This window comes from Mesorhizobium sp. M0058 (assembly GCF_040323095.1).
Taxonomy (GTDB): domain Bacteria; phylum Pseudomonadota; class Alphaproteobacteria; order Rhizobiales; family Rhizobiaceae; genus Mesorhizobium.
In genome coordinates this window covers 50888-65993 of sequence record NZ_JAMYUQ010000014.1, presented here as the reverse complement: position 1 = coordinate 65993, position 15106 = coordinate 50888, and the positions used below count along the sequence as shown (strand labels likewise).

The following is a 15106-nucleotide window of genomic DNA, read 5'->3' as shown; positions in this document are numbered from 1 at the left end:
CCAACTGCTTGGCTTTTCGAATGACGAACGTCCGGCAGGACAATGAGGGGCGGCGCCAACGCTGGAAACAGTTGCGCTTGCCGTGCCATCGACCTTTGCCCATCATCGGCAATAACGCCGCCGGAAAACCCGGCAACGGAGCACAGATGCGCGACAAGCAGCCGAAATCCATCCTTCGCGAATTCCTCGACGGCGAGGCGGCGGGCGGCATCATCCTGATGGTTGCGGCAGCCCTTGCGCTGATCGTCGCCAATTCACCATTGGCCGAAACCTATTTCGCCGCTCTCCACGCCTATCTCGGCCCGCTCAGCGTGTCGCACTGGATCAATGATGGGCTGATGGCGGTGTTCTTCCTGCTGGTCGGCCTCGAGATCAAGCGCGAGATGCTCGACGGTCAGCTCTCGACCTGGCCGCGCCGCGTGCTGCCGGGCGTCGCCGCCGCCGGCGGCATGCTGGTTCCCGCACTCGTCTATGTCGCCATCAACCGCAACAACGCCGCCGCGCTCTCCGGCTGGGCGATCCCGACCGCCACCGACATCGCCTTTGCGCTCGGCGTGCTGTCGCTGCTCGGCAACCGCGTGCCGGCGTCGCTCAAGATCTTTCTCACCGCGCTCGCCATCATCGACGATCTCGGCGCCGTCATCATCATCGCCATCTTCTACACAAGCGGCCTGTCGCTGGCCTATCTCGGTGCGGCCTTCGCCGTCGTCGCGGTGCTCATCGTGCTCAACCGCATGCGGGTGACGAGGCTGACGCCTTACCTCGTGCTCGGCGCCGTGCTGTGGGTGCTCGTGCTGAAATCGGGTGTGCATGCGACGCTGGCCGGCGTGGCGCTGGCGCTCACCATTCCGCTGAAAACTTCTCCCGGCAGCGGGCACGATCTCGACCATTCGCCGCTGCACCGGTTGGAGCACGGCCTGCACAAGATCGTGCCGTTCTTCGTCATCCCGATTTTCGGCTTTGCCAATGCCGGCGTGTCGCTGGCCGGCCTCAGCGCCTCTGCCCTGGTCGAGCCGCTGACGCTCGGCGTTGCCGCCGGCCTGGTGCTGGGCAAGCTGGCCGGCGTCTTCGGCTCGTCGGCGCTGGCGATCCGGCTCGGCTTCGCCGACCTGCCGGTCAATGCCGGCTGGCTGCACATGATCGGCATTTCGCTGCTCTGCGGCATCGGCTTCACCATGAGCCTGTTCATCGGCCTGCTCGCCTTCGCCAACGACGTGGCGCTGCAGGACGCCGTCAAGGTCGGCATCCTGGCGGGGTCCTTCGTTGCAGCGCTGCTGGGTGCCGCCGTGCTCCTGATGGCGCCGGCGGCAGGGGTGGAGGAGGTGGTGGAGTAGGTGTTCTTGGGTTCCTCGCCCCCGCAAAGCGGGGCGAGGAACTTGAGCTTCGTCTACTCGCTCTCTCCCGCCAGCGCCGGCACCGCCACACCCGCCAGTTCCGCCGCCAGCAGCCGCGCCGCACCCGCCCGTGCAATGCGCAGCATCAGCGCCTTGCGCGTTGCTGCGGCCATGCGGTGCTCGGGCGCCTCGCGCAAAATCTCGGCGCCGTAGCCGTCGGACAGGATGAAGCCGCATTCCTCCGGAAAAATATCCGAGGGCACGCCCGGATGCGTGGCGAAGAAGAAGCGGTCGGAGTGCAGCCGGTAATCAGGCCATTTGCGGTCGACGCGAAAATCCTCGATCGAGGATTTGATCTCGATGATCCAGATGTCGCCCTGCCTGGTCAGCGCCACAAGGTCGGCGCGCCGCCCGGTGGCCAGCGACAGTTCGGGCAGCACATGCATGCCCATTTGCATAAGCAGCCGCTGCACGCCACGCCGCACCAGCATGGCGCGTTCGGACTGGCGGCCGTCGATCAGCGGATTGAGGGGAATCGGTGAAATGATCGGCATGGCAGCCACCATGCCAGATTTTGTTCACGGTTTGAACCCTGTGTGACTAGGCGATTATCCGGTTGACAAACCCATAGGCGAATTTTCTCTCGCAATGATAAGAAGCACGGTCCTTGGCACGAGGGGAGACACCATGGGGTTTTTGGGATTCATCAACCGGCTTTTCCCCGCGACCGAAGAGTTGCGCCGGTACTCAGCAATCGCGGGTCCCTATTCATTCATGTTTCTGGTGAAGCGCATCCCAGCCGAAAACCGGAAATTCGTACGCTTCCGCCTCAGCCATATGGGAGCGGTCCAGGATAGTTACACATTCAGCGTCGAGGAGTTCGGTTCCCTCGTTGATGCCGTCCTGAAGACAAAGGCAGAGATAGATGACCCACTGCTCACGAGCGCTACCCAGCCGTAGGGGAATGGCGGCAATTATACGGTTGACAGAACTGAGGCTACGACTTGATCCGAGCGCCTTCCGCGATCGCACCATATCTGTATCGGCGCGGTCTGGTATTGCTCCGGAACGCCCCTGCGTCCGCCGATCAACTTCCGTTCTTAGCTATAAGGCGGCCGGACTAAAGTCTTGCGCCGGGAACGCAAAGGTCTGATGTAACCGCTTTGGTTCCGTTCTTGTCCCTTGGACGTTCCCGTATTTTAGTCAGTCGAGATACTACCTATATGGCCGAAGCCGGCCTGTTCTCGAGCAGCGCAGCCCCCGCAATGTCATCCAAAATCGGGCAATCCGGCCGGTCGTCACCATGGCAGGCCTGGATCAGCGTCTGCAAGGTCGTGCGCATCGACTGCAGCTCGCGCACCTTTTCCTCGATGGCGCTCACATGGGCGGCGGCAATCTCGCGCACATCGTGGCTGGCGCGGCTGCGGTCCCGGTAGAGCGCCATCAGCTGCCGGCAATCGTCGATTGAAAAGCCGAGGTTGCGAGCGCGGCGCAGGAAGGCTAGCCGATGGATGTCGTCGCTGGAATAATCGCGATAGCCATTGCCGGCGCGCGCCGGGGCGATCAGGCCGATCTCTTCATAGTAGCGGATGGTCTTGGCCGGCAGGCCAGACCGCGCCGCGGCATCGCCTACATTCATTGTTATTCCTCGATGTGGTTCCCTGATTCTAGGCTATCCGACAGGACCGACCATTGTTTTTCCTTCACAATCCCGTGAGTCCTGTTGCCGAAATGCCATAGTTGCCGGCTTACCGGCACGTAAGCTCCTGCATATAGGCATCGCGCGCTTGGCAAGCAAAGCAAATGCCAGCATGAATGATTTCAGGAAAAGCGGCCGTAACGTGTCGCGACATCTTGGCGGGGCATCGGACCATTTCATGCGCATGAAGTCATTTGCAATCGTCGCCGCACTTGCGTTGTCGGCCGCGATCTCGGGTTGCAGCACGATCGGCTCGCAACTGTTCACCAACAACTACGGTTCGGTGAACGATGCAGGCTACCAACTGCCGCGCATCCCGATCGAGAGGGTGCCGCTGAAGTACCACCGGCAAGAGGTGAACTACGACACCTCGGAAAAGCCGGGCACCATCGTCGTCGATACCCAGAACAAGTTTCTCTACTTCGTCGAAGGCGACGGCCGGGCGATCCGCTACGGCATCGGCGTCGGCCGCGAAGGCTTTGAATGGCACGGCACCGCCCATATCGCGCTGAAGCGCGAATGGCCGACCTGGACGCCGCCGCGGCAGATGATCCAGCGCCAGCCGGAGCTAGCGAAGTTCGCGAGCGGCATGGAGCCGGGCTTGAAGAACCCGCTCGGCGCGCGCGCCATGTATCTGTTCAACAAGGGCGGCGACATGGGCTACCGCCTGCACGGCAGTCCGGAATGGAATTCGATCGGCAAAGCGATGTCGTCAGGCTGCATCCGGCTGATGAACCAGGACATCATCGACCTCTACGACCGCACTTCGGTCGGTGCCAAGGTCATCGTGATGTAGGACCTTGATCCGGAACCGAGGTCCACGAAAGCGAAAAGTGGAACCGGTTTTCGGGAAGATCAAGGTCAAGATAGGCGTTACCCTTCGTACGCGGACCGTCTAGGCAACAACGGACGTCCAAAACAGAAAACCGGGCAATCTGGCCCGGTTTTTTGTTGCTCGCTCGAATGCGTGAAGGGGTCTTAGGAGACCTGCTCGACCTGCTGTACTTCCGGCACGAAGTGGCGGAGCAGGTTCTGGATGCCGTGCTTCAGCGTCGCCGTCGAGGACGGGCAGCCGGCGCAGGCGCCCTTCATGTGCAGGAACACGGTGCCGTTCTCGAAGCCGCGGAAGGTGATGTCGCCGCCATCCTGGGCAACCGCCGGGCGCACCCTGGTGTCGAGCAATTCCTTGATGGTGATGACCAGTTGCTCATCGGCCTTGTCGTAGAATTCGCCGGTCTGGCTGGTCTCGGCAGCGGGGCCGGCGTTGACCATGACGGGCGCGCCCGACATGAAATGCTCCATGATGGCGCCGAGGATGGCCGGCTTCAGGTGCTGCCAGTCCGGGCCGTCCTTGGTCACGGTGATGAAGTCATAGCCGAAGAAGACGCCGGTCACGCCGGGGATCTCGAACAGGCGGCCGGCCAGCGGCGAGGCGCTGGCTGCACTGTCGGCGTCGCGGAAATCGGCGGTGCCTTCGACAAGCACTTCCTTGCCGGGCAGGAACTTCAGCGTTGCCGGGTTCGGCGTCGATTCGGTCTGGATGAACATGGCCGTCTCCGTGCCCCAGTCGGGCAGCTAGTTTGGAATAGTTCTAAATAGGCTCAATCTGCTGGACATTCAAGCGAAACGCATCGCTCAAAATGGCTGGCTGGCGGAATGTTTTTACTGGCTGGGGATGAATCCCGCGCGGGCTATAAATCCAGGATCGTGATGTTATCCGAACCGCTTCACACTTTCCGGCATCACTCTCTATGCGAGGCTGTCGATCTCCTCGTCGGAAAGGTTCTGCGGCACCACTGTGACGGGAATAGGGAAGGCGGCGCCCTTGCCGGCAACAGCCCCGACCAGCGGCCCGGGTCCTTCCTTGCCGGCACCTGCCGCCAGCACCAGGATGGCGATGTCCTGGTCTTCCTCGATCAGCTTGTGGATCTCCTCGGTCGGCTTGCCTTCGCGCACCACCATCTCGGGCTCGATGCCGAGCTTCTGGCGCACCTTGTTGGCGTAGCCGTCGAGTGCCGCGCGCGCCGTGGCGTTGGCTTCCTCGCGCATGATCTTCTCGACGCCCAGCCAGTGCTGAAAGTCGTCCGGTGTGATGATGTAGAGCAGCACCAGCGTGCCGCTGGTGCTCTGCGCCCGCTTGGAGGCGTACGCGACGGCGCGCTCGCACTCCGGCGTGTCGTCGATGATCGTCAGGAATTTCCTGCGATGGCCGGCTTCGCGACTGAGGCGTTTGGAGACCATGTCTATCTACTCGATGTTTTCGGCCGCAATCTGCCACCGCGACAGACCGGCGGCAAGCCGCCGGCCTTGGGCCAGAATGGTGCGGTGCACTGACGGTAGGATCAGCCCTGCAACAGGCCTATAATGTCGCGTACCGTCTTCATCGTGGTCTCAGCCAGCGCGCCGGCGCGTTCGCCGCCGTCTCTCAGCACCGCGTCGACATGGGCGCGGTCGCCTTCGATGCGGCGCATCTCGCCGGCGATCGGCGCCAGTTTTTCCACGGCAAGGTCGGCAAGCGCCGGCTTGAACACGGAAAACTGCTGGCCGCCGAACTCCTTCAGCACGTCCGCCTTCGACATCTCGGCCAGCCCTGCATAGATGCCGACCAGGTTTTCCGCTTCCGGGCGGCTTTCCAGGCCGTCGACTTCGCTTGGCAACGCTTCCGGGTCGGTCTTGGCCTTGCGGATCTTCTTCGAGATGGTGTCGGCATCGTCGGTCAAATTGATGCGCGACAGGTCGGACGGGTCCGACTTCGACATTTTCTTCGAACCGTCGCGCAGGCTCATGATGCGCGCCGCCGGCCCGCCGATCACCGGTTCGGTTATCGGGAAGAACCCGTTTACCGTCTCTTCGCCGACCTGCATCTCGACGCCGACGCCAAGACTGGCGATGCGGCTCGAAAAATCATTATTGAACTTTTGCGCGATGTCGCGGGTCAGCTCCAGATGCTGCTTTTGGTCCTCGCCCACCGGCACATGGGTGGCGCGGTAGAGCAGGATGTCGGCCGCCATCAGTGAGGGATAGGCTAGCAGGCCCAGCGAGGCATTTTCGCGGTCCTTGCCGGCCTTGTCCTTGAACTGCGTCATCTTGTTCATCCAGCCGATGCGCGCCACGCAGTTGAAGATCCAGGCAAGCTCGGCATGCTGCATCACCCGCGACTGGTTGAAGACGATGTGCTTCTTCGGGTCGATGCCGGAGGCAAGGAAGGCCGCGGTAATCGAGCGGGTCTGGTCGGCGAGGTCGTCATGGACGAGTTGTGCCGTCAGCGAATGCAGGTCGACGACGCAATAGATGCAGTCGGACGTTTCCTGCAGGGCGACGAATTTCTTGATGGCGCCGAGATAGTTGCCGAGATGCAGATTGCCGGTCGGCTGTACCCCGGAAAAGACGAGCTGTTTGAAGGCGGTCATGATGTCCTCATGGCTTGTGGAGGGCCGTATAAGCGTGATTCCGAAAAGTTGCAGACTTTTCGGAGCCAATCACGCGGCTGGAAACCACGCGCGGCGAAAGTCTTGCGACGGCGCGCTTATGGACGAAGGGGCGGAGAGGATCAAGAGGCGGGGATAGCGCGGTCGCGTCTGATGCCCCTGTATATTGACCTGACAGGTTGGCGCCGCCCCTCATTGTCCTGCCGGACATTTCTCCCCGTATAGAGAGGGGGGGAGAAAAACGCCGTCATCGCCCGCTTTCGCCAATCGCCAGAGAAAGCGCTGGCGCCATATTCAGCCTCTTTCTCCCCGTTCACGGGGAGAAATGCCCGGCAGGGCAATGAGGGGCGGCGCTGACATCGACATTTATGATATATTTGAACCTGCATTGCATATCATCGGATGAGAAATCGATGCCCGCCGTCAACAACGAGGAAGCCCCAAAGCCCCGACAGGACCACGAGACGCCGCTTGAAACAGCGGCGCGGCTTCGGGCCGAATTCGGGGTCGAGCTTAGCAAGCAGGCACCCGAACCGCTGCCACGCTCGGTTTACGACAAATTGTCTGGCGAAGTTTAACCAGGTTCTACGGTTAGGCTTACGGATCTGGAGACTGTTCCGTGACCGGCGGTGTGCCCTTCCGCCCAATATTGCGCCGGATCATGCCGAAATCGGCGCCGCCGGTGGCAAAGGCCATGACGAAGTAGAGAGCCGCTCCGCCGGCCACGAGCGCCAGCAGCGTCGTTGCCTTGATCACCAGTGGCGAGCCGGGGCCGAGCCTGACGGCCAGCCAGTGCTCGGCGAAATAGAGCGCCACCGCCATCACCGCAGCCGACAGCACCAGGCGCGGAATGCGCTTCAGCAATGGCACGTCGCGGCCCCAATGGCCACGTCGGATCAGCACCGCAAGCAGCATCACCGCGTTGACCCAGCCGGCGACGGCCGAGGCCACCGCAATGCCGGGCGCGCCCATTTTCGGGAACAGCGTCAGCGCGGTGATCACGTTCACGCCGACCGAGATGGCGGCGAACATCATCGGCGTGCGCGTATCCTCGCGGGCGAAATAGCCGGGAGTGAAGGCCTTGATCAGCACGAAGGCCGGCAGGCCGAGGCCGAAAATCGCCAGGATCGCGGCCACGGTCGGCGTCGAGCCGTTGGCGGCGAAGGCGCCGCGCTCATAGACCAGCCGCACGATCGGCTCCGCCATTACCCAAAGGGCCGCCGCCGCCGGCAAGGTCATGAACAGGGTGAACTCGACCGAGCGGTTCTGCAGATTGGCTGCCTCGACCAGATTGCCCGATTTCAGCGCCCGCGACAGCTCCGGCAACAGCACGATGGCCACCGCGACGCCGACGACGCCGAGCGGCAGCTGGTAGATGCGGTCGGCGTAAGCAAGCGACGACACGGCGCTGTCCTGCGCCGACGCGATCGCCGTGCCGATCAGCTGGTTGATCTGGGTGATGCCGCCGGTGATCGCCGCCGGCAGCGCCAGGATCAGCAGGCGCTTGACGTTGGGCGTCATCTTCGGCCGGCGAAAACCGATGGCGATGCCGGCATTGCGCACAGCCACCCAGACAATGGCGAGCTGTACCAGCCCCGCCGCCAGCACGCCCCAGGACAGGCTGAAACCAACCTCACGGGCATCCATGCCGTGGTACCAGGCGTAGCCGAGCACGCTAATCAGGATGATGTTGAGGAATGCGGGCGCCACGGCAGCCGCGAAATAGCGGCGCAGCGAATTCAGCATGCCGGCCATCATGGCTGCGAGCGACATGCAGATGAGATACGGGAACATGATCGTCGCCAGCAGGACGGTCGTCTCGAATTTGCCCGGCGTGTCGGCAAAGCCCGGCGCCACGAGATAGCGCACGATCAGCGGCATCGCCAATTCCATGACGATGGTCAGCGCCAGAAGTGCGGTGAACAGGACGCCGAACACTTCCTCCGAAAAGCGCTTGGCGCCGTCGGTGCCGTGGGTCTCGATCTCCTTGGCAAACAGCGGCACGAAAGCGGCGTTGAAGGCGCCTTCGGCAAACAGCCGGCGAAACGTGTTGGGAAACTGAAAGGCGGCGTTGAAGGCGTCCGCCACCGGCCCGGTGCCGAGTGCGGCCGCCATCAGCATTTCGCGGCCAAAGCCAAGGGCGCGGCTCATCAGCGTGCCGGACGCAACCGTGGCGAATTTCTTGACGAGGCTCATGCGCGGGGAGATTGCCTGGATGATTGGGACAAAGGGGATGATTGGGACAAAGTGATGGTCACTCGGCCGCCGCCTTGGCCTTGCCGCCGCGCTCTGGGACAACGCCTTCAAGCGCCGCGATCAGCCTGGCGTGGATGGTGGCGGTGCGTGCCGGGTTGTCGATCTTCTGCCCCGTAAGGTCGGTGACATAGAAAGTGTCGATCACCTTCTCGCCGAAGGTGGTGATGTGAGCCGAGGCGATGTCGAGCGAGAGATCGGACAACGCACTGGTGATTTCCGACAACAGCCCAGGCCGGTCCAGTCCCTCGACCTCGATCACCGAAAACCGGTTCGACAGCGTGTTGCGGATTTCGGCGCGCGGCGGAATCTTGAACACCTTGGCGCCGCGCCGCGGCCGGGTGCGCTTCTCGATCATCTCCGGCAGCCAGCTCTTGCCCGACAGCACGTCCTCGATCAGCCGGCCGACGCGCTCGGCGCGACGGCGCTCATCCTCATCGCGGTCGAATTCCCGTGAGATCAGGATGATGTCCAGCGCGCGGCCGTCGGACGTGGTGAAGATCTGCGCGTCGACGATGTTGCCGCCGGCGCCGGCACAGGCGCCGGCAATAACCGAAAGCAGGCGCGGATGGTCCTGCGCCAGCACGGTGATCTCGGTCACCGCCTCGAATTGGTGGGTCCTGACCACGGTGGCGAGCTTCTTGCCTGCCGCGTCGGCTTCGCGAATGAATTCGGCATGGCGCAGCTGATCGGGGAGGTCGACCGTCAGCAGATAGTTCTCGTAATGCAGGCCGACATAGCGCTTGCGGGCCTTGTCCGGCCAATCGGCCAGCGCCTCGGCCAGCCGCTCGCGCGCCGCCGCCGTCCGCTTGGCGCGCGACACTTCCGAGAAGCCGCCGGTCAAAAGCAGTTCGGTCTCGTAGTAGAGCGTGCGCAGGAGCTGGCCCTTCCAGCCGTTCCACACGCCCGGCCCGACACCCCTGATGTCGCAGACGGTCAGGATCAACAGCATTTTTAGCCGCTCAACCGATTGCACGATCGAGGCGAAATCCTCGATCGTCTTGCGGTCGTTGAGGTCGCGCGTCTGCGCCGTCATCGACATCACCAGATGGTTCTCGACCAGCCAGGCGACTGTCTCGGTGTCGGCCGCCGACAGCCCCATATGCGGGCAGATGCGGCGCGCGATCCGGGCGCCGGCCTCTGAGTGATCCTCCGGCCGGCCCTTGGCGATGTCGTGCAGCAGCACCGCGACATAGAGCGCCTCGCGGCTCTTCTCTAGCCCCGGCATCAGCGTGTGCGAGAGCGGATGCACCTTTTCGCCGTCGCCGCGCTCGATCTCGGCCAAGACGCCGATGCAGCGGATCAGGTGCTCGTCCACCGTATAGTGGTGGTACATCGAGAACTGCATCATGGCGACTATTCTGCCGAAATCGGGGATCAGCCTGCCGAGCAGGCCGGCCTCGTTCATGCGCCGCAAATTAAGCTCGGCATTGCGGTCCGAGGTCAGGATGTCGAGGAACAGCCGGTTGGCCTCCTCGTCGCGCCGCAGCGACTTGTTGACCAGACCGAGCGAGCGGGTGAGCAGCTTCAGCGCATCGGGATGGAACTCCAGCCCGTGCTTGTCGGCGAACCAGAACAGCCTGAGCAGATTGACCGGGTCGCGCTCGAACACGCTGTCGTCGGCGACGTTGATGCGGTGATTGTCGACAATGAAGTCCGACGTGCCTGCCAGCTTGCGCTTGCGGCGCTGGAAGGTGAGGAAGATGCGGTTGAAGCCGGGCACATGCTTGGCCTGCTCTTCCTCGAGCGCGGCGCAGAAGATGCGGGTGAGGTCGCCGACATCCTTGGCGACGAGGAAGTAATGCTTCATGAAGCGCTCGACCGCCGACAGACCGGGATGGGTGGTGTAGCCCAGCCGTTCGGCGATCTCGCGCTGGATATCGAAATGCAGCCGTTCCTCTGGCTTGCCGGTCAGGAAATGCATGTGGCAGCGCACCGCCCACAGGAAGTCTTCGGCCTTCTGGAATTCGCGGTACTCGGCCTCGGTGAAGACACCTTTCTCGACCAATTCCTCGCCGGTGCGCACGCGATAAAAATACTTGGCGATCCAGAACAGCGTCTGCAAATCGCGCAGGCCGCCCTTGCCGTCCTTGACGTTGGGCTCGACCAGATAGCGGCTTTCGCCGGCCTTGGCATGGCGATCGTCGCGTTCGGCGAGCTTGGCCTGCACATATTCCGGTCCGGTGGTGCGCACCACTTCATGGTCGAAGCGAGCGAGCAATTCGTCGAAGAGCTTCTGTTCGCCCCACAGGAACCGCGCTTCCAGGATCGTGGTGCGGATGGTGATATCGCTGCGCGACAGCCTGAGACACTCGTCGATGTTGCGGGTGGCGTGGCCAACCTTCAACCCGAGGTCCCACAGCATATAGAGCATATATTCGACGATCTGTTCGCCCCACGGCGTCTGCTTGTAGGGCAGCAGGAACAACAGGTCGATGTCGGAGCCCGGCGCCAGCGTGCCGCGGCCATAGCCGCCGACGGCAACGACCGCCATGCGCTCTGCGGTCGAGGGGCTTTTCACCCGGTAGACGTGGGTCGCGGCGAACTCGTAGAGGGCGCGGATGATCTCGTCCATCAGATGCGACAGCCGGGCGGCGCAGGCCGTGCCGCTGCCATCGTCCATCAGCATGCGCTCGGCAACCTTGCGGCCCTCGGTCAGCCGATCCTTCAGCAGCCGGAGCGCACCGACGCGCGCGCCGGGCTCGATGCCGCTGGCCGCCGAGATCAGCGCCGTCATGTCGCGGCGCAAAGCCTCGCTGTCGATCAGCGCGTCGAGCTTGAGGGAGATTTTTGCCATGGATTGCCGGTGGGCCTCGCCTTTGCGCGGCGTCTATAGCGCGTTTTCACGGCGCTGTGTATGGGGCGGACGGACGCGTCGGCCGCGATACCAGAAAGGGATGATCATCTCGCGCCGGAGCCGGAAGAGATCGGCGATCTGCCGCGTCAACCGCCTGGTCTCGATCCTTGCCTTGGCGGTGATTGGCCTGGGGCGCCGTTTACCTATCCCGCTTGCCACCCATTCCTCTGTTCGCTCCTGCTTGAGCAGGCTTGGCAATCTCACCGGACTGTCGCCGAGGAATTGTGCCTGCAGGCACAATGCTGGGACGAGTTGGTAAATGACCTTGTCGGACGAGGTAGCAAAACGCGGATTGAAGATGAGGTGATCGACGGGAATGCTGATCTCATTCGTTGCCGCAAGAAGGTCCCGCGCGGCCTGTCTGGACAGGATGTATCCCGCCGTACCGATATGGAGCCCGTGCAGTCTGCTCGCAGAAAAACCGTGGCCGCAGGCAACTTGCTTGCGTGAAATTACGGTCCGGTTGAAGAACGTTTCCAACTTGACGATGTCCGCATCGGCGGGAATCCAGCCCGCATCGGCAAGCAAAGCGCCGGCTTTGTCCGGGAAAACGACATCGTCCTCGAAAATCGCCGCGTAAGCATCCTCACCTGCAGCGATCGTCGACCAACACTGTTGGTGGCTGAGCAGGCAGGCAATCTCGGCGTCGGCCAGACGCAAATGCTTCTTGCCCTGCGGCATTTCGGCCAGATCCGGCCGATCTCGCGCATCGATGGCGGCGACCCGCTCGAAGGCGATGCCGATGCGGGCGAACTCCGCCGTTACATGGGCGAGGCGATCGCGAGACCGATCGAGATTGATAATCAGGCATTTCATTTGGGTGGGATCGATGCAGTGGGACGCGCGTCCATAGCATGGGAACAAAGTCGCGTAAGCGATTTTCCCTCGATGTGCGCGATAACGGCCACGATCGAAAAGTGGAAATCGCCCCTTGACCTTCCAGTTACTGGAAGCACTACCTCCTCACCCAGACAGATATAAGGCACTTTTCGATGGCGCATTCCGAGCATCACCACCACGCGGCCGATGGCAGCTGTTGTGCGGCAAAGGCTGCTGAGCCGGCCGCCGAAGCCGTGGTGCGCGATCCGGTGTGCGGCATGAGCGTCGATCCGGCAGCCGGCAAGCCGACGGCCGAGCATGGCGGCCGTCTTTTTCACTTCTGCAGCGAGGGTTGCCGTACGAAATTCGTCGCCGGGCCCGAAAAATACCTGACCGCCACCGACCCCGTCTGTGGCATGAGTGTCGACCGCGCTACCGCCAGGCATTTTTTCCGCCACGAAGGCCAGGGTTTCTATTTCTGCTCGGCCGGCTGCCGGGCGAAGTTCGAGGCCGAGCCGCAAAACTATCTCGGTGACAGGCCGACGCCGTCGCCAGTGCGGAAAGGCACGCAATACACCTGCCCGATGCATCCCGAAGTGATAAGAGACAAGCCCGGCTCCTGCCCGATCTGCGGCATGGCGCTTGAGCCGATGGGCGTTCCCACTGGCGATGAGGGCCCGAACCCCGAACTGGTAGACTTCACCAGACGGTTCTGGGTCAGCGCGGTGCTGTCCCTGCCGCTGCTGATCGTTGCCATGGCGCCGATGCTCGGCCTGACGTTCCAGGCGTTTGTCGACGGGCGAACGATGGTCTGGCTGGAATTGGCGCTGGCCAGCCCAGTGGTGCTGTGGGCGGCCTTCCCCTTCTTCCACCGCGGCTGGGAGTCGCTGGTCAACCGCAGCCCCAACATGTGGACGCTGATTTCGCTGGGTGTGGGTGCGGCCTACCTCTACAGCGTCGTCGCCGCACTGTTTCCGGACATCTTTCCGCATCAGTTCCGTGGCCATGGCGGCACCGTCCCGGTCTATTTCGAGGCAGCTTCCGTCATCGTCGCGCTGGTATTCCTCGGTCAGGTGCTCGAATTGCGGGCGCGCGAAAAGACCGGCTCGGCCATCCGTGCGCTGCTCGACCTGGCGCCGAAGACGGCACGGCTGATCGGGGAGGACGGCTCCGACACCGACGTGCCGCTCGTTGCGGTCAAGACCGGCGACCACCTACGCCTCCGTCCGGGCGACGCCGTGCCGGTCGACGGCACTGTAACGGAAGGCCGTTCCTCCATCGACGAATCGATGATCTCGGGCGAGCCGCTGCCGGTCGAAAAAACGAAAGGCGATGCCTTGACCGGCGGCACGCTCAACAAGAACGGTTCGCTGATCATGCGCGCCGAAAAGGTCGGCTCCGAAACGACGCTTTCGCGCATCGTCGAGCTGGTCGCAAAGGCGCAGCGTTCGCGCGCGCCGATTCAAGGTTTAGCCGATCGCGTCTCCTTCTACTTCGTGCCGGCCGTCGTGCTGGTCGCGCTCATGGCCTTTGCCGCCTGGGCGATCTTCGGTCCCGAACCCAGCTTGATCTTTGCCATCGTCTCGGCGGTCTCGGTGCTGATCATCGCCTGCCCCTGCGCGCTCGGCCTGGCGACGCCGATGTCGATCATGACTGCCACCGGGCGCGGGGCGCACGCGGGCGTGCTGATCAAGGACGCGGCCGCGCTCGAGCGCTTCGCTTCGGTCGACACGTTGATCGTCGACAAGACCGGCACCTTGACCGAAGGCAAGCCTCGCTTGACCGATGTCGTCGCTGCCGAAGGCCTGTCTGAGAATGAATTGCTGGCGCTCGCCGCCGGCCTGGAAAAAGGCTCGGAGCATCCGCTGGCCGAGGCCATTGTCGGCGGCGCCGGCGAACGCGGCCTGACGCTCGTTGAGGCCGGCGGCTTCGACGCCGTCACCGGCAAGGGCGTATCCGGCACGGTGTCTGGCAGGAAGGTTTCGCTCGGCAACGCCGCCATGATGGCCGATGTCGGCATCGACACCGCTTCCCTGTCGGCCAGGGCCGAGGCGCTGCAGGCAGAAGGCAAGACGGCGATGTTCGTTGCGGTGGACAAAAAACTGGCCGGCATTGTCGCGGTCGCCGATCCGGTCAAGGCAACGACAGCCGAGGCGATCAGGGCGCTGCACGACAGAGGCTTGCGGATCATCATGGCGACCGGCGACAATGAATGCACGGCGCGCGCCATCGCCAAAAGCCTTGGCATTGACGAGGTGCGCGCCGGCCTGCTGCCGGAACAAAAGGCAGCCCTTGTCGAGGAGTTGCGTGCGAAAGGTGCCGGCGTAGCCATGGCCGGCGACGGCGTCAACGATGCGCCGGCCCTGGCCAGCGCCGATGTCGGCATCGCCATGGGCACCGGCGCCGATGTCGCTGTCGAGAGCGCCGGCATTACGCTGGTCAAGGGCGATCTCAACGGCATCGTCAGGGCCCGAACGCTCGCCCAGGGGACGATCCGCAACATCCGCCAGAATCTGTTTTTCGCCTTCCTCTACAATGTGCTTGGCGTGCCGGTTGCCGCCGGCGTGCTCTATCCGCTCACCGGCACGCTTTTGTCGCCGATGCTGGCGGCGGCGGCCATGAGCCTGTCTTCGGTTTCGGTCATCGCCAACGCATTGCGGCTGCGGACGTTGAAACTCTGAGCAAAGCCCCCAGATACGAATATCAATCAACAGGA

Annotated in this window: 12 protein-coding genes; 4 read left to right on the top strand and 8 right to left on the bottom strand. The window is 63.1% G+C overall.

The window, feature by feature from the left end; all coding sequences use genetic code 11:
• The first annotated feature begins 146 nt into the window (after positions 1 to 146).
• A complete protein-coding gene (gene nhaA, locus NKJ75_RS23745; RefSeq protein WP_352500272.1) occupies positions 147 to 1334 on the top strand; it encodes a Na+/H+ antiporter NhaA in 1188 nt (395 codons plus the stop codon).
• A 53-nt stretch (positions 1335 to 1387) separates the two neighbouring features.
• On the opposite strand, the gene NKJ75_RS23740 is transcribed toward nhaA, so the two are convergent.
• Positions 1388 to 1888, bottom strand: a complete 501-nt coding sequence (locus NKJ75_RS23740) for an MmcB family DNA repair protein (RefSeq protein WP_023713558.1) — start codon at positions 1886 to 1888, stop codon at positions 1388 to 1390.
• 133 nt (positions 1889 to 2021) lie between these two features.
• On the opposite strand from NKJ75_RS23740, the gene NKJ75_RS23735 reads away from it, so the two are divergent.
• The gene (locus tag NKJ75_RS23735) at positions 2022 to 2294 is read left to right on the top strand and encodes a hypothetical protein (protein WP_352500271.1); all 273 of its coding nucleotides are present in this window, start codon (positions 2022 to 2024) and stop codon (positions 2292 to 2294) included.
• 259 nt (positions 2295 to 2553) lie between these two features.
• Here the strand turns inward: NKJ75_RS23735 and cueR are convergent, their stop codons facing one another.
• Entirely contained in the window at positions 2554 to 2973 is a 420-nt protein-coding gene (gene cueR / locus NKJ75_RS23730; protein WP_023703112.1) for a Cu(I)-responsive transcriptional regulator, read from the bottom strand.
• Positions 2974 to 3211: 238 nt separating this feature from the next.
• Here cueR and NKJ75_RS23725 point away from each other — a divergent pair, with 238 nt between their 5' ends.
• Positions 3212 to 3829, top strand: coding sequence for a L,D-transpeptidase (locus NKJ75_RS23725; RefSeq protein WP_023692663.1), 618 nt, complete (start codon positions 3212 to 3214; stop codon positions 3827 to 3829).
• A 182-nt stretch (positions 3830 to 4011) separates the two neighbouring features.
• Here NKJ75_RS23725 and NKJ75_RS23720 read toward each other — a convergent pair whose 3' ends face one another.
• From NKJ75_RS23720 to NKJ75_RS23695, 6 genes are all read right to left on the bottom strand, one after another.
• Complete coding sequence (locus NKJ75_RS23720) at positions 4012 to 4581, bottom strand: NifU family protein (RefSeq protein WP_023685140.1); 570 nt, start codon at positions 4579 to 4581, stop codon at positions 4012 to 4014.
• Positions 4582 to 4782: 201 nt separating this feature from the next.
• Positions 4783 to 5274 (bottom strand): universal stress protein, encoded by a 492-nt coding sequence (locus tag NKJ75_RS23715; RefSeq protein ID WP_023672856.1) that lies wholly within the window; start codon positions 5272 to 5274, stop codon positions 4783 to 4785.
• 101 nt (positions 5275 to 5375) lie between these two features.
• Positions 5376 to 6443, bottom strand: coding sequence for a tryptophan--tRNA ligase (gene trpS / locus NKJ75_RS23710; RefSeq protein WP_023834371.1), 1068 nt, complete (start codon positions 6441 to 6443; stop codon positions 5376 to 5378).
• Between the two features lie 615 nt (positions 6444 to 7058).
• Positions 7059 to 8657 (bottom strand): murein biosynthesis integral membrane protein MurJ, encoded by a 1599-nt coding sequence (gene murJ, locus NKJ75_RS23705; protein WP_023834369.1) that lies wholly within the window; start codon positions 8655 to 8657, stop codon positions 7059 to 7061.
• 58 nt (positions 8658 to 8715) lie between these two features.
• Positions 8716 to 11511 (bottom strand): [protein-PII] uridylyltransferase, encoded by a 2796-nt coding sequence (locus tag NKJ75_RS23700; RefSeq protein WP_023715570.1) that lies wholly within the window; start codon positions 11509 to 11511, stop codon positions 8716 to 8718.
• Positions 11512 to 11544: 33 nt separating this feature from the next.
• On the bottom strand, positions 11545 to 12387 hold the full coding sequence (locus NKJ75_RS23695) for a glycosyltransferase family 25 protein (protein WP_023819525.1): 843 nt from the start codon (positions 12385 to 12387) through the stop codon (positions 11545 to 11547).
• A 176-nt stretch (positions 12388 to 12563) separates the two neighbouring features.
• On the opposite strand from NKJ75_RS23695, the gene NKJ75_RS23690 reads away from it, so the two are divergent.
• Positions 12564 to 15071, top strand: coding sequence for a heavy metal translocating P-type ATPase (locus NKJ75_RS23690; RefSeq protein ID WP_352500270.1), 2508 nt, complete (start codon positions 12564 to 12566; stop codon positions 15069 to 15071).
• The last annotated feature ends 35 nt before the right edge of the window (positions 15072 to 15106 follow it).

Excerpts from the sequence above, each read along its gene's own strand:
- NKJ75_RS23700 (WP_023715570.1), bottom strand. The coding sequence starts at position 11,511 with ATGGCAAAAATCTCCCTCAAGCTCGACGCGCTGATCGACAGCGAGGCT.
- NKJ75_RS23735 (WP_352500271.1), top strand. The coding sequence starts at position 2,022 with ATGGGGTTTTTGGGATTCATCAACCGGCTTTTCCCCGCGACCGAAGAG.
- NKJ75_RS23725 (WP_023692663.1), top strand. The coding sequence starts at position 3,212 with ATGCGCATGAAGTCATTTGCAATCGTCGCCGCACTTGCGTTGTCGGCC.
- murJ (WP_023834369.1), bottom strand. The coding sequence starts at position 8,657 with ATGAGCCTCGTCAAGAAATTCGCCACGGTTGCGTCCGGCACGCTGATG.
- trpS (WP_023834371.1), bottom strand. The coding sequence starts at position 6,443 with ATGACCGCCTTCAAACAGCTCGTCTTTTCCGGGGTACAGCCGACCGGC.
- NKJ75_RS23690 (WP_352500270.1), top strand. The coding sequence starts at position 12,564 with ATGGCGCATTCCGAGCATCACCACCACGCGGCCGATGGCAGCTGTTGT.
- cueR (WP_023703112.1), bottom strand. The coding sequence starts at position 2,973 with ATGAATGTAGGCGATGCCGCGGCGCGGTCTGGCCTGCCGGCCAAGACC.
- nhaA (WP_352500272.1), top strand. The coding sequence starts at position 147 with ATGCGCGACAAGCAGCCGAAATCCATCCTTCGCGAATTCCTCGACGGC.
- NKJ75_RS23720 (WP_023685140.1), bottom strand. The coding sequence starts at position 4,581 with ATGTTCATCCAGACCGAATCGACGCCGAACCCGGCAACGCTGAAGTTC.
- NKJ75_RS23695 (WP_023819525.1), bottom strand. The coding sequence starts at position 12,387 with ATGAAATGCCTGATTATCAATCTCGATCGGTCTCGCGATCGCCTCGCC.
- NKJ75_RS23740 (WP_023713558.1), bottom strand. The coding sequence starts at position 1,888 with ATGCCGATCATTTCACCGATTCCCCTCAATCCGCTGATCGACGGCCGC.
- NKJ75_RS23715 (WP_023672856.1), bottom strand. The coding sequence starts at position 5,274 with ATGGTCTCCAAACGCCTCAGTCGCGAAGCCGGCCATCGCAGGAAATTC.